General features: G+C 64.7%; 13 protein-coding genes. 9 read left to right on the forward strand and 4 right to left on the reverse strand.

The features are described 5' to 3' along the window. Positions 1-16: 16 nt before the first annotated feature. Complete coding sequence (locus AC3WLP_RS00245) at positions 17-1,357, reverse strand: MFS transporter (RefSeq protein ID WP_088512338.1); 1,341 nt, start codon at positions 1,355-1,357, stop codon at positions 17-19. Positions 1,358-1,917: 560 nt separating this feature from the next. Between AC3WLP_RS00245 and mrdA the strand changes: the two genes are divergently transcribed. Then, the gene (gene mrdA / locus AC3WLP_RS00250; protein WP_003256152.1) at positions 1,918-3,813 is read left to right on the forward strand and encodes a penicillin-binding protein 2; all 1,896 of its coding nucleotides are present in this window, start codon (positions 1,918-1,920) and stop codon (positions 3,811-3,813) included. A gap of 42 nt (positions 3,814-3,855) precedes the next feature. Here mrdA and AC3WLP_RS00255 read toward each other — a convergent pair whose 3' ends face one another. Then, positions 3,856-4,482: a glutathione S-transferase family protein gene (locus AC3WLP_RS00255; protein WP_012051960.1), complete on the reverse strand. Its 627-nt coding sequence runs from the start codon at positions 4,480-4,482 to the stop codon at positions 3,856-3,858. Between the two features lie 279 nt (positions 4,483-4,761). On the opposite strand from AC3WLP_RS00255, the gene AC3WLP_RS00260 reads away from it, so the two are divergent. After that, on the forward strand, positions 4,762-5,079 hold the full coding sequence (locus AC3WLP_RS00260; protein WP_017148260.1) for a DUF2388 domain-containing protein: 318 nt from the start codon (positions 4,762-4,764) through the stop codon (positions 5,077-5,079). A 60-nt stretch (positions 5,080-5,139) separates the two neighbouring features. Here AC3WLP_RS00260 and glcC read toward each other — a convergent pair whose 3' ends face one another. Further along, complete coding sequence (gene glcC / locus AC3WLP_RS00265; protein ID WP_017148259.1) at positions 5,140-5,904, reverse strand: transcriptional regulator GlcC; 765 nt, start codon at positions 5,902-5,904, stop codon at positions 5,140-5,142. A 194-nt stretch (positions 5,905-6,098) separates the two neighbouring features. Here glcC and glcD point away from each other — a divergent pair, with 194 nt between their 5' ends. The 6 genes from glcD (at position 6,099) to pdxR (ending at position 12,289) form a co-directional block, all read left to right on the forward strand. After that, positions 6,099-7,598, forward strand: a complete 1,500-nt coding sequence (gene glcD, locus AC3WLP_RS00270; RefSeq protein WP_012051959.1) for a glycolate oxidase subunit GlcD — start codon at positions 6,099-6,101, stop codon at positions 7,596-7,598. Then, entirely contained in the window at positions 7,598-8,650 is a 1,053-nt protein-coding gene (gene glcE, locus AC3WLP_RS00275; protein WP_012051958.1) for a glycolate oxidase subunit GlcE, read from the forward strand. The genes glcD and glcE overlap by 1 nt, the downstream gene beginning before the upstream one ends. A gap of 9 nt (positions 8,651-8,659) precedes the next feature. Next, positions 8,660-9,895, forward strand: coding sequence for a glycolate oxidase subunit GlcF (gene glcF, locus AC3WLP_RS00280; RefSeq protein ID WP_088512339.1), 1,236 nt, complete (start codon positions 8,660-8,662; stop codon positions 9,893-9,895). Continuing rightward, positions 9,888-10,286, forward strand: coding sequence for a heme-binding protein (locus AC3WLP_RS00285; protein ID WP_088512340.1), 399 nt, complete (start codon positions 9,888-9,890; stop codon positions 10,284-10,286). The genes glcF and AC3WLP_RS00285 overlap by 8 nt, the downstream gene beginning before the upstream one ends. Before the next feature lie 139 nt (positions 10,287-10,425). Then, complete coding sequence (locus AC3WLP_RS00290; protein ID WP_004576022.1) at positions 10,426-10,764, forward strand: hypothetical protein; 339 nt, start codon at positions 10,426-10,428, stop codon at positions 10,762-10,764. A 91-nt stretch (positions 10,765-10,855) separates the two neighbouring features. Then, entirely contained in the window at positions 10,856-12,289 is a 1,434-nt protein-coding gene (gene pdxR / locus AC3WLP_RS00295; RefSeq protein WP_014756217.1) for a MocR-like pyridoxine biosynthesis transcription factor PdxR, read from the forward strand. Here pdxR and AC3WLP_RS00300 read toward each other — a convergent pair. Then, the gene (locus tag AC3WLP_RS00300) at positions 12,282-13,478 is read right to left on the reverse strand and encodes a CynX/NimT family MFS transporter (protein ID WP_003256168.1); all 1,197 of its coding nucleotides are present in this window, start codon (positions 13,476-13,478) and stop codon (positions 12,282-12,284) included. The genes pdxR and AC3WLP_RS00300 overlap by 8 nt on opposite strands. Positions 13,479-13,678: 200 nt before the next feature. Here AC3WLP_RS00300 and AC3WLP_RS00305 point away from each other — a divergent pair, with 200 nt between their 5' ends. Further along, complete coding sequence (locus tag AC3WLP_RS00305) at positions 13,679-14,116, forward strand: carboxymuconolactone decarboxylase family protein (protein ID WP_012051952.1); 438 nt, start codon at positions 13,679-13,681, stop codon at positions 14,114-14,116. Positions 14,117-14,242: the final 126 nt, after the last annotated feature.

Genomic DNA, 14,242 nt, shown 5'->3' on the forward strand with positions numbered 1-14,242 from the left:
CCAGGCCGGGTTGCACTCAGTGGCTCAGTGCATCAGCAGGCAAGGCAGACGCAGGCTTGGCCGTTGGGCGCAACAGCAGCAGGCAACCCGCGGCAAGCACGAACACGCTGGCAAACACGCCGTACAGATGCAGGGGTTGCCAGCCACCATCAAGCAGCACGCCAGCCACGGTCGGCGACAGGATTGCGCCCATGCGGCCGATGCCGATCCCCCAACCCACACCGGTGGCACGTACCGATGCGTCATAGACCACCGGCGACAAGGCATACAGCCCAGCCACGCAGCCGTTGGAAAACAGCCCGATCAGCAGGCCCAACGCCAGCGCCGCAGTGACCGAGGCGCCATTGGCCACGAACAGCACCAGCAGCGCGGCGGTAATGAGCATGAACAACGCCAGCACGCGCGTCAGTGGCCAGCGCGAAGCCAAGCCGCCGATCAGCGCCGCGCCAAGGATGCCGCCCACGCTCAACAGCACCCCGCCGGTGATGCCTTGCTGGGCCGACAAGCCGGCGGCCACCAACAGTTTCGGCGTCCAGCTCATGACGAAGTAGAAGCCGAACATGACCAGGAAGAACAGCAACCAGATCACCAGCGTGGTGCGGCGCATGGCCGGCGCCAGCAGCTGCTTGAAACCGCTGCTGGCACCTTCTGCCCGTGCGGCAACAGCCGGCAGTTGCGCCAATGCCGGCTGGCCGAGGCGCACGGCCAGGCGGTTGACCCGGGCCAGCGCATTGGCCGGCCGGCGTGCCAGCAGAAAGTCCAGCGACTCTGGCAACCACAGCAGTACCAGCGGGATTACCAGTACGGTGACGATGCCGCCAAACAGAAATACCGAGCGCCAGCCCCAATGCCCCAGCAGCCATACCGCCAGCAAACCGCCCAGGGTCGCACCCAGCGCATAGCCAGTGGACTGCAGGCTCACCGCCAAGCCGCGCCAGCGTTTGCTGGCATATTCACTGGCAATCACATTGCTGCTGGCCAGGATGCCACCGATGCCCAGCCCGGTCAGGCCACGCAGCAGCGCCAGTTGCAGCGGGCTCTGGCTCAGTGCCGAGAGCAGCATGCCGATACCGGACAGCGCCAGGCACAGCAGGATCAGCGGGCGTCGGCCAAAGCGGTCAGCCCACGGCGCGATGAACAATGACCCGGCCGCCATACCGAACAAGCCGGCACTGAGCAGAAGCCCTACCTGCGCCCCATTCAGGTTCCACTCGGCAGACACCGAGGCGGCGGTGAAGGCCATGACCAGCACGTCGAAGCCATCGATCATGTTGAGGATGATGCAAATACCAATGGCCAGGCACTGAAAGCGCCCCATCGGGTCGTTGTCCAGACGTTGCTTGAGATCGGTATTCATGGGGTCACCTGCCGGCCAGGCTTGGCCACAGGCGAGAGGAACGATGCGCACGCGCAGGCGCAACGGGAGGAACCCTGACGGTTCAGTGCCGCTGGATAGCCATTCATGACTGGACCCTTTTTGTAATTGTTATCGCATACGGCAGGAGGGCTCCGGCCGTTGTCAGGCGCTAATCAACCAGATAATGGATCCACAGACAACGTTACGAAAGCACTGCCTATCAATCAGGCGCGACCAATTTCAGTTCATCGCTAGCAAAAAGCATATTTTTTATAAATAAATTCAATAGCTTATAAATTTACAACCAAAGAAACTTGATGTTCGGTTACCGAACAGAATCGAATTATGGATCCACAAATCATCAGAAACCACCCCTGATCTGCCATCATGACTCCGCAATGAACAAATCTTCATATTCCCCCTCAGCGCCCTGATCATGGGGGGCACAGCCGATGCCAGCCAGCGGGCAGCCGGGACTCGCCTTGAGGGTGCGGTACGGGTTGCGTAGCATCCGCGGCCCGATCGCGCGCGTATTGCCACCCCTCAGGATCGATTCACAGATGCCGCAACCCATCCCGCTAAAGGACCACGAAAAGGAAAAACACTTGGTCAACCGTCGGCTTCTGGCCTGCGCTGCCATGGTGTTCAGCCTGTGTGCTGTCCTGGTGGGCCGGCTCTATGTGCTGCAAGTGCTGCAGCACGACCAACAAACGGCCGTGTCGGAAAACAACCGCGTGCACGTGCTGCCCATCGCCCCCGAACGCGGGCTGATCTATGACCGCAACGGCGTGGTACTGGCCGACAACAAGCCCAGCTTCGACCTGACCATGACCCGCGAGCGATCAGGCGGCGACTCGGCCAAGGTGCTCGACACCCTGACGCAGGTGCTGGGCCTGACCGAAGACGACCGTAAGCAGTTCGACAAGGACCTGCGCCGTGGCCGCAAACCGTTCGAGCCCGTAACCCTTATGGTGGGCCTGAGCGAGGAGCAGATCGCCCTGGTAGCGGTGAACCAGTTCCGCCTGCCGGGACTGGAGGTGGAGCCGCAGTTCATCCGTGAGTACCCACTGGCCGGGCATTTCGCGCATTCAGTGGGCTATGTGGGACGCATCAACGAGAAAGAAGCCAAGACGCTCGACAGCACGGAGTACCGCGGCACCCAATCGATTGGCAAGACCGGCATCGAGCGCTTTTACGAAAGCCAGCTGCATGGCCACGTGGGCTACGAAGAGGTCGAGACCAACGCTCAGGGGCGGGTGATGCGCGTGCTCAACCACAAGGACCCGACCCCTGGGCAGGATATAGTCCTCACCCTGGACGCCCATTTGCAGATAGCCGCAGAAAAAGCGCTGGGTGACCGCCGTGGCTCGGTGGTGGTATTGGACCCGGCCAATGGTGACGTACTGGCGATGGTCAGCAACCCCAGCTTCGACCCCAACCTGTTCGTCAAGGGTATCAGCTTCAAGCAGTATGCCGCGCTGCGCGACTCCATCGACCGCCCACTGTTCAACCGCGTCCTGCGCGGCCTGTATGCGCCTGGCTCGACCGTGAAGCCTGAAGTGGCCATCGCTGGCCTCGACAGCGGGGTGATCACCCCTGGCAGCCGGGTGTTCGACCCGGGCTACTACGAACTGCCCAACTATGACCACAAGTACCGCAACTGGAACCGCAGCGGCGACGGCTGGGTGGACATGTACACCGCCATCATGCGCTCCAACGACACCTACTTCTACGACCTGGCGCACAAGCTGGGCATCGACCGCCTGCACGACTACATGGCCGAGTTCGGCCTGGGCCAGAAGGTGTCGCTGGACATGTTCGAGGAAGCCTCCGGGCTGATGCCCTCGGCCGAGTGGAAGCGCGCCACACGACGCCAGGCCTGGTTCCCGGGCGAGACGCTGATCCTTGGCATTGGCCAGGGTTACATGCAGGTCACCCCCCTGCAGCTGGCCCAGGCCACCAGCCTGCTGGCAAGCAAGGGCGTGTGGCACCGCCCGCACCTGGCCATGACCGTGGGTGGCGATACGCCGATCGACCCAAACCCCATGCCCGACATCGTGCTGCACGACAAGCATGCCTGGGACCAGGTCAGCCAGGGCATGCAGATGGTCATGCACGACCCGCGCGGCATTGCCCGCGCCGCAGCAGCAGGCGCGCAGTATCGGATCGCCGGCAAGAGTGGTACCGCGCAGGTGGTGGCGATCAAACAGGGTGAGCGTTACAACCGCAACAAGACCCTGGAGCGCCACCGCGACAACGCCCTGTTTGTCGGCTTTGCTCCGGCTGAGCACCCCAGTGTGGTGGTGGCGGTCATGATCGAGAACGGTGAGGCTGGAGGCCGGGTCGCAGGGCCGGTGGTGCGGGAAGTGATGGATGCTTATCTGCTGGATGAGCAAGGGCACCTGAAGCCGGAGTATGCGGGCGGCGCACCCACTCGGGGTGTGCCACACACATGATTTGGCGTAGCCGCTGTGCAGGCGGCTTTAGTCGCGAATGAGTCAGGATGCCGTGCGCGGCATCAGCTCATACGGGTGTTTCCACCCCGGCAGCGCCTGGATACGGGCTTTCCAGGCCTCGATGTGCGTGAACGCTGCCAACGGGATACCGGTGTCTTCTGGCATGAACACATACCCCGCCAACGACAGGTCGGCGATGGTCAACCGGCCACCGACCATGAATGGCGTCTTCGCCAGGTGCGCGTCGACAATACGGTAAGCCGCCGTGGCACGCTCGCGCAGGAACCGCGTGACATCGGTTTCGCCGGTGTTCTTCAGGCAGAACAGAAAGCGCAGCGCAGCGTAATAGCTGGTGAACTTATGGTTGTCGAACAGCATCCACCGCCAGATCTCACGCTTTTCATCTTCATCGCGAGGCCCGAACTGGCCGGTCTGTTCGGCAAGGTATTCGAGGATCAGCGCAGACTGGGTGAAGCGCTTGCCAGCGTGTTCCATCACCGGCACCTCGCCCTGCTCATTCACCTCATCGCGCCAGGTCTGCTCACGCGTCTGGCCATGGAAGAAGTCGACGAACACCGGCTGCCAGTTCTGGCCGGTGAGTTCAAGCATGAGCGCAGCCTTGTAGGCGTTGCCGGATTCGGCGAAGCAATGCAGCCTGTAGTCGGACATGGGCGAACCTTCAGTTTCCTTTGAATGATCGGCAGGGCGCTCTGCGGGTTTGCCCGCGAAGCCCTCCACCCAAGCAAATCACGCGCGTCCCGACGCGGTCAATCCACGACGCGCTCCGTCGACACCTTGAAACCGTGCGTTCAGCCACATCATCAGCGGCAGGTGCACCTTCATCCCCGCCACGCTCCTGCCAGCAGAAGGGAACTACCCGAACGCCTCAACCGTCTTAGACACTGAGTGGTTTATTTCCCTGTGCTTCACGTTACTGGAGAACACGACATGCGCCACCTACTGCTCGCCCCTGCGCTGCTGCTCCTGGTGCCTGCCGGTGCTGCCCTGGCCCGCGTCGATGCGGGCGACGTCGCCACCTCGGCCGGTATTTCCGCTTCGCTGTATTCGACCTTCAAGGATGACAAACGGATCATCCCGGCCCGTGACGAACTTTCAGCGTTCGTCGCCAGCGGCGGTGCCATCCGCGGCGCCTATGTGGAGTCGGCGCTTGAACAGGCCCGCAAGGACCATCCTGGGCTGCAGGCCAACGACGAAGAGCTGGCCCGGGCCATCCTGTCGCAAGATGACCCTGTGGCTGACCATTGAGTAAACCTGTACCGGCCCTTTCGCGGCGGTTCGACGCGAGAGGGCCGATACAAGGCCGCTTCACGCCCAGCCATCCATACGCATGGTCGCCCTGACCAGGCGCTGCTCTTCCTGCTCGATCTCCCGCAAACTGTCGCGTATGCCGTTGATATGCTCACGCGCCGCCCGCTGCGCCTGCTCGGGCAGTTGCTCCATGACTGCGCGATACAACCGCGCATGCTGCCGATCAATCTGGCGTTTCTGCGCTGGCCGGCAGTACAAGTTGTTGACCGACGCAAACACCGTGCTCAACGTCAGGTCACTGAGCGATTGCAGGGTATGCACCAGCACCGGGTTATGCGACGCCTCGCTGATCGCCCGGTGAAAGGCATGGTCACGGCGGGCATGCTCACGGGCATCGAGCGCCTGCGCAGCCTCGTGCGCAGCCAGCATTTCTTCGTAACGCCGGCGGATCAGCAGGCGGTCGACGTCGGTAGCCCGCAACGCCGCCAGCCGCGCCGACTCAGCCTCCAGCAACGCCCTGACCTCCAGCAGGTCGAACAGCGTGCGCGGTTGCGAACTGAACAGGTGCATCAAAGGCGTAGCACCCGCCTGCCCGGTGAGATCGGCGACGAACGAACCCCGCCCCTGTTCGGTGTCGATGATGCCGCGCCCACGCAGAACGCGCAGGCCCTCGCGCAAGGCCGAACGTGAACAGCCAAGCTTTTCCACCAGCCGCCGCTCCGATGGCAGCGCCTGGCCCACCTTCAGCACGCCTTCGACGATAAGCCGCTCGACCCGTTCGGCCACCTGGTCGGCGACCTTGGCCTTGCCTTCAGTACCCACTGCGCACACCCCTGCTGGTAGGACCACTTTGACTTATAGCGCCAATCTAGCCAGACAGAACCGTGAATAAACAGTACTGCCCGAAGAAACTGGTAGGACCAGTCAACATCTCGCTCGACCCCGAACGCTAGCACGCGCACGCTGCATCGGTGACCGCTTCGCCAACAACAACAAAAACCGTTGCGAGTGAGCCAATGAATATCCTGTATGACGAACGCGTCGATGGCGCGCTGCCCAACGTGGACCTGGCCGCCCTGTTGCAGGCGCTGCGCGATGCACTGCCGGACCTTGAAATCCTGCACCGCGATGAAGACCTCAAACCGTACGAATGCGACGGCCTGTCGGCCTACCGCACCGTGCCACTGCTGGTGGCGCTGCCCGAGCGCCTGGAGCAGGTGCAGACGCTGTTGAAGCTTTGCCACCAGCGCGGCGTACCGGTGGTTGCGCGTGGCGCCGGTACCGGCCTGTCTGGTGGTGCCCTGCCGCTGGCCAAGGGCATCCTGCTGGTGATGGCGCGCTTCAACCGTATCCTCGAGGTCAACCCACAGGGGCGTTACGCCCGCGTGCAACCGGGCGTACGCAACCTGGCCATCTCCCAGGCCGCCGCACCCCATGGCATGTATTACGCACCCGACCCTTCCTCGCAAATTGCCTGCTCGATCGGCGGCAACGTCGCCGAAAACGCCGGTGGCGTGCACTGCCTCAAGTACGGCCTGACCGTACACAATGTGCTCAAGGTGGAAATCCTTACGGTCGAGGGCGAACGCCTGAGCCTCGGCAGCGATGCCTTGGACAGCCCCGGCTTCGACCTGCTGGCATTGTTCACCGGCTCCGAAGGCATGCTCGGTATCGTCACCGAAGTCACCGTCAAGCTGCTGCCCAAGCCCCAGGTGGCGCGGGTGATACTGGCCAGTTTCGACAGCGTCGAGGACGCTGGCCGGGCAGTTGCCGACATCATCGCTGCCGGCATCATTCCCGGCGGCCTGGAGATGATGGACAACCTGGCGATCCGCGCCGCTGAAGACTTCATCCATGCCGGCTACCCGGTGGACGCGGCGGCGATCCTGCTGTGCGAACTGGATGGCGTGGAAGCCGATGTTCACGACGACTGCGCACGCGTCGCCGCCGTGCTGACCCAAGCCGGGGCCCGCGAGGTACGCCTGGCCTGCGACGAAGCCGAGCGTGTTCGCTTCTGGGCCGGGCGCAAGAACGCCTTCCCGGCCGTGGGGCGCCTCTCCCCGGACTACTACTGCATGGACGGCACCATCCCGCGCCGCGAGTTACCACGGGTGCTCAAGGGCATCAGCGACCTGTCCGCGGAGTACGGCCTGCGGGTCGCCAATGTGTTCCATGCCGGCGACGGCAACATGCACCCTTTGATCCTGTTCGATGCCAACCTGCCCGGCGAGCTGGCGCGTGCCGAAGCGATCGGCGGCAAGATTCTGGAACTGTGTGTGAAGGTGGGCGGCAGCATCACCGGTGAACACGGCGTGGGGCGCGAGAAGATCAACCAGATGTGCGCGCAGTTCAACAGCGACGAAATTACCCTGTTCCACGCGGTGAAGGCCGCCTTCGACCCCCAGGGCCTGCTCAACCCCGGCAAGAACATTCCCACCCTGCACCGCTGCGCCGAATTCGGCGCCCTGCACGTGCACCAGGGGCAACTGCCCTTCCCCGAGCTGGAGCGCTTCTGATGAGCATGGAGCGCGACATGAGCCAGACGCTGTTGGAGCAGGTCAACCAGGCGCTGAACGAAGGTACGCCGCTGCGTATCCAGGGCAGCAACAGCAAAGCGATGCTCGGCAACCCGGTGGCCGGCGAAGTACTCGACACCCGCAACCACCGCGGCATTGTCAGCTACGACCCCACCGAGCTGGTACTCACGGCCCGCGCCGGTACCCCCCTGCGCGAGATCGAGGCAGCCCTGCACGAGGCCGGCCAGATGCTGCCCTGCGAACCACCCCACCTGGGCCCCGAGGCCACCTTGGGCGGCATGGTCGCGGCCGGGTTGTCTGGCCCGCGACGGCCTTGGGCCGGGTCGGTGCGCGACTTTGTACTGGGTACACGGGTGATCACCGGCCACGGCAAGCTGCTGCGCTTTGGTGGCGAGGTGATGAAGAACGTCGCCGGCTACGATGTGTCACGCCTGATGGCAGGCAGCTTCGGATGCCTGGGGCTGCTGACCGAGGTTTCGCTGAAAGTGCTGCCACGGCCGCGCCTGTGCCTGAGCCTGCGCCTGCCGATGGGCCGCAATGAAGCGCTGGCCGAGCTGGCCGAATGGGGCCAGCAACCGCTCCCGATCAGCGCCGCCTGCCATGACAGCGAAACGCTGTACCTGCGCCTGGAAGGCGGCGAAGGGTCGGTGCAATCGGCACGCCAGCGGTTGGGGGGCGAAACGCTCGATAACCGCTTCTGGCGCGACCTGCGCGAGCAGCGCCTGGCGTTCTTTGCCGACGCCGCCCCCCTGTGGCGCCTGTCCGTACCCACCGTCACCGGCGAGCTGGACCTGCCCGGCCAGCAACTGATCGACTGGGGGGGTGCCCAGCGCTGGCTCAAGACCTGCGCACCGGCGCAGGCCATTCGCGACCAGGTCGCCAGGGTGGGCGGCCACGCCACCTGCTACGCCCCCGGTGCAGCCAGCAGCCCGCCGCTGCCGGTTGCACTGATGCGCTATCACCGCGCCCTCAAGCAGCAGCTCGATCCCCAGGGGGTGTTCAACCCTGGTCGCCTGTACCCGGACCTATGAGGCCAGCCCATGCAAACCAACCTTAGCGAAACCTCGCGCCGCCTGGCCCGCGCCGACGAAGCCGAGCGCATCCTGCGCACCTGCGTACATTGCGGCTTCTGCACCGCCACCTGCCCCACTTACCAGTTGCTGGGCGACGAACTGGACGGCCCGCGCGGGCGCATCTACCTGATCAAGCAGATGCTCGAAGGCGAGCCGGTCACCGCCAGCACCCAATTGCACCTGGACCGCTGCCTGACCTGCCGCAACTGCGAAACCACCTGCCCATCGGGGGTGAAGTACCACGACCTGCTGGACATCGGCCGCGCAGTGGTCGAGCAGCAGGTGCCACGCCCACTCGGCCAGCGCCTGTTGCGCCTGGGCCTGCGTGCGGTGGTGCCGCGCCCGGCACTGTTCAAGGCCCTGACCCGCAGCGGCCAGGCGTTGCGCCCGCTGCTACCGGCCTCACTCAAACGCAAGTTGCCGGTGCAGGTAACGACACCCGGCCCGCGTCCGGCAGTGCGCCATGCGCGCCGGGTACTGATGCTGGAAGGTTGCGTGCAGCCAGCCCTGTCACCCAATACCAATGCCGCGGCTGCGCGGCTGCTCGACCGCCTGGGCATCAGTGTGCAACCCATCCTGCAGGCCGGATGCTGTGGCGCGGTGGACTATCACCTGAATGCTCAGGAGCAAGGCCGGCAGCGGGCACGGCGCAATATCGACGCCTGGTGGCCCGCCATCGAAGCGGGTGCCGAGGCGATCGTGCAGACCGCCAGCGGCTGCGGCGCGTTTGTCCGCGACTATGGCCATCTGCTGGAGAAAGACCCCCATTACGCTGCCAAGGCGGCACGGGTCAGTGCACTTTCCCGCGATCTGGTGGAAATCCTGCGCGATGAGCCAATCGAACAATTGGCCCTGTGCGCCGAACAGCGCCTGGCCTTCCACTGCCCATGCACCCTGCAGCACGCACTGAAGCTGGGCGGCGCGGTAGAGGCGCTGCTGACACGGCTTGGCTTTACCCTGACCTCGGTGCCCGATGGCCACCTGTGCTGCGGCTCGGCAGGGACCTATTCGCTGACCCAACCTGAACTGTCACTGCAACTTCGCGACAATCGTCTGAATGCGCTGGAAAGCGGTAAACCGCACGTCATTGCCACAGCCAACATAGGCTGCCAGGCCCACCTCGATGGGGCTGGACGCACACCCGTGCGCCACTGGATCGAAATCGTCGAAGCCGCCTTGAACCCGGAGCCCGCCCATGCTTAGCAAGTTCGCTATCGGCCAGACCGAAATCGCCCGCGTACTGACCGCCGCCCGCCAGGAAGCCCAGGCCCGACAATGGAGCGTGACCATCGTCGTGGTCGACGACGGCGGCCACCCACTGGCCCTGGAACGCCTGGACGGCTGCGCACCGGCCAGTGCCTACATCGCGATGGAAAAGGCCCGCACCGCCGCACTGGGGCGCAAAGAGACGCGGGATTATGAAGACATGGTCAATGGCGGCCGCACGGCCTTCGTGACCGCTCCCCTGCTGACCAGCCTTGAAGGTGGCGTGCCGCTGCGGGTGGAAGGCCAGGTGGTGGGCGCCATTGGTGTATCCGGCGTCAAATCCGAACAGGATGCCCAGGTGGCCAAGGCGGGGGCTGCTGCCTTGTAGACCCTGGGGTTCGACCACCGCCCAGCATCTTAAGACGTTTCCTACGCCGCCCTCAGAAGCGCCCTACTTGCTGCCTCTGCCCACAGAAAACATGATCGGCACTGGAGGACGCAAGGTCGCGATCCAGAGGAGGCTCCGCATGCACCCGTACGCCCGCCCCATCGCCGAACTGCGCAGCAGCCTGCGCGAAATGCTGGCCCATGACATGACCAACCCCGACAACGACCCGCACTTGTCGGGGGTCATGTTCTTCTGCGCCACCGATGAACATTCCCGGCAATTGATCGAACGCATCGAGTTGCTGGCCAGCGAGGTGTTCTTCGACGCGAACGGGCGGGCCATTTCAGAGCATATGAAAGCTTCGGCGGTTGAAGGCGTGCGCATCAAGCGCAACCGCAACGCGCCGGAGGATGAAACCGTGATACGCATTGCCCTGGCAGAAAAAGGCTATATCACCGTCAGCACCGCTCGGCTCTGAGCGGTTGGCTCGGCCTCTTCGTCGCCTGTGACAAGCACCTGAGTCGCAGCCGATCCGCTATCCTGAGCAATCCTCCGCTCCGGACCCGCCCATGGAACTGCACATTCGCCTGGAGGGCCGCAAAGGCCTGGCCGACCAGCTTTACCAGCAACTGCGCGACGGTATCGACAGCGGCCACCTGGCCGCCGGCACCCAACTGCCGCCCACCCGTCTGCTGGCTGAGCAACTGGGCGTATCGCGCAAGACAGTGGCCGAGGCCTATTCGCGGCTGACCTACGATAACCTGCTCAGCGGCGTGGTCGGCCGTGGCACATTCGTCACCCCGCGCCATCCGCTGCGCAGTAACGAATCAGCCACCATACCCCTGGCTGGCGCCGCCTCCCTCGAGCGCTGGCAGCAGCGCGCCACCGTGCTCAGCCAACGCCAGGTGCAAGCGCCATCGCGCTATGACTTCGTCGGTGGTGCTTCGAGCAAGGCACAGTTCCCCTTCGACCAGTGGCGCAGTTGCCTGAACTACGCGCTGCGCCGCAGCCAGCGCCACCCCGAGCGACAATTCCCGGCCCAGGGCTTGCCGGAACTGCGCGAAGCCATTGCCCACCACATCGCCTACTCGCGCGGGGTGCACTGCAGCGCAGCCGATCTGCTGGTGTGCAACGGCGCCCAGCAGGCGCTGGACCTGATCGCCCGGGTGCTGGTCGAACCGGGCTGCCAGGTGGCCATGGAAGATCCTGGCTACCCGCCGGCACGGCAATTGTTCCTGGCCCTGGGGGCACGCCTGCAATCGGTGCCGGTGGACGATGAGGGCCTGTGCGTGGAACAGATCGCCGACGGCACCCGGCTGATCTACGTCACCCCCTCGCACCAGTTCCCGCTGGGCATGCCGATGAGCGAGCCACGCCGGCATGCCCTGCTTGCGCGCGCCGCCGAGCTGGGTGCACTGATCATCGAAGACGACTACGACTGTGAGTTCCGCTACCACGGGCCAGCCTCGGACGCGCTGCAGCGTCTGGACCGGCATGGGCTGGTCGCCTACGTCGGGACCTTCTCCAAGACTTTGCTGCCCGAGCTGCGCCTGGGCTATGCCGTATTACCGCCTGCCGTACTGCAGGCCGCTTGCGTGGCCAAGCACCTTAGCGATTGGCACAGCCCGACCCTGCTGCAGTGGGCGCTGGCGCGCTTCCTTGGCGAAGGCCACCTGAACAAGCACATCCGCCGCTGCCACGAGGTCTACAGCGCACGCCGCGAGCGCATCCTGGCGCGCCTTGGCGGCGATCTGGCACCGTGGTTCAGCGCCATCCCCGCCAGCGCAGGCTTCCACCTCAGTGCCTTGGCTACCCCCGCAGTGGATGTGGAACTGTTGGCCAACCTCGCGCGCAAGGTAGAGGTCGGCCTGTATTCACTGGCCCCCTTCTTCAGCGAGGCGCCGGTCCGCCCGGGGCTATTGATGGGCTTCGGCGCCATCGAACTGCTGGACATCGACCCGGCGCTGGACCGCGTACGCGATACCCTGCAACGCCTCAGTTGACCGGTGCGGCCTTGCCGGTTGCGGCCGGCCGGGCGATAGCCGCCGCATAGCCGCGCGGGTTGAAGCACGCGGTCACCAGCAGCATTGCCATCACGGTCACGGTCAACAGCGTCCACGAAGCCTGGAAGTCGCCACTGACATCCCGCAGCCAACCCGTGATATACGGCACGATGCCGGTGATGATAAAGCCGATACCCTGTACGAACGCCGCCAGGCTGCCGGCCTCGGCAGGCGTTTTCAGGTGTTCCAGGGTCAACGTCAGGCACTGGCTGAAGCAGGCACCCAAGCCAAAGCCGATCATGGCGACCCAAAGCCCGGAAGCCGCCGCAGGTGCCAGCAAAAGACCCAGAAAGCCCGCCAGCTGGATCGCCAGCGCCAGCCACAAACCCGGGCGCCTGTCGGCCCAACGTCGCAGCAGCAGCGGCAAGCCAAGCGCACCGAGCACCTGAAAGACGGTCATCAGGCCCACCAGGTCGGCACCGCCCTGAGCGCTGCCGCCGTGCTCGATGTGGTAAGCCGGCAACCAGGCCACCATGCTGGTGTAGCCGCCGTTGATCAGGCCGAAGTACAGGGCCAGCAACCACGCCCGGCGGGTGCCGAACCAGTGCCCGCCTGCGGCCCCAGACAGCTTTGGCGCCTCCTGCCTCGGCCGCAGCACGGCCCAGGCCAGCACCGCCAGCACGGCCGGGATCGCCCAAACGCCCAGGCCCGCCTGCCAGTAACCGAAATGGCCGCTGATGTGTGGACCGAGTACTGCCGCCAAGCCGCCGCCGCTCATCAGCGCCGCCGAGTACAGCCCCATCGCCCCGGCCAGACGGCCAGGGAACCAGCGGTTGACCAGCCCCGGCATCATGCCCTGCACCACCGCCACGCCCAGGCCGGCGACCAGCGCACTGGCGATCAGCGCCCAGGCACTGTCCAGTTGCAGGCGCCACAGGCAGGCCAAGGCAATGGCGGTCAGGCCCCCAAGCATGCCGCCGTGCTCGCTGACCCAGCGTCGCAGCCACGGTTGCAACAGGGGCACCAGGCCCATGCACAGCACCGGTAGCGCCGTCAGCAAGGCAGCCTGCTGGTAACCCAGGCCGGTGCTGGCGCGCATGGGTTCGAGTAACGGGCCGATACTGGTCAGGATCGGCCGCAGGTTCAACGCCAGCAGGATCACCAGCAACAGGTTCAGTACAGCGCTCATTGTGATTCGGTTCTCTTGTAGCAGGAACTGGTCATTATCCCGGCTCGGCTGGCTTGGCAGAAATGAAGAGATTGGATGCAGGTCAGTGGCCACCTGAATGGACGATTGGCCTCCCGCTTATGCGCAAAATTGGCTATCGGGGTGGCCAATGAGCGGCGCTACAGTAGCGCCATATCCACCCCACACGCCTGGAGACTGACATGCACAACCGTATCGAATGGGCCAAACACGCGCCGCAAGCCTACAGAGCCATGGTCGGCCTGGAGCAGGCGCTGGCTAACAGCGGCCTTGAAAACTCGCTGCTGGAGCTGATACGCCTGCGCGCTTCGCAGATCAACGGCTGCGCCTACTGCGTCAACCTGCATGCCAACGATGCGCGCAAGGCCGGTGAGACCGAAGCACGCCTGCAGACCTTGTGCGTGTGGCAGGAAACCAGCTACTTCACGCCGCGTGAACGCGCTGCGCTGGCCTGGGTCGAGAGCCTGACCCGCTTGCCAGAACAGGGTGCGCCGCAGGGGCAATATGAAGCCCTGCAGGAACACTTCGAGCCGGCCGAGGTGGCCAACCTGACCTTGGCGATTGCCACCATCAATGCCTGGAACCGGTTCGGCGTCGGCTTTGCCATGGTGCCGGCCTGATCCTTTCGGGTGGCCTGTGCAGGCCTATTCGCGGGCAAGCCCGCCCCTACAATTCTGTGCATGCCCTGTAGGAGCGGGTTTACCCGCGAACACCGGCAGAGCCGGTGCCATCCACCGCGTTGGTTC

The sequence above is a fragment of the Pseudomonas sp. FW305-E2 genome (assembly GCF_058782925.1).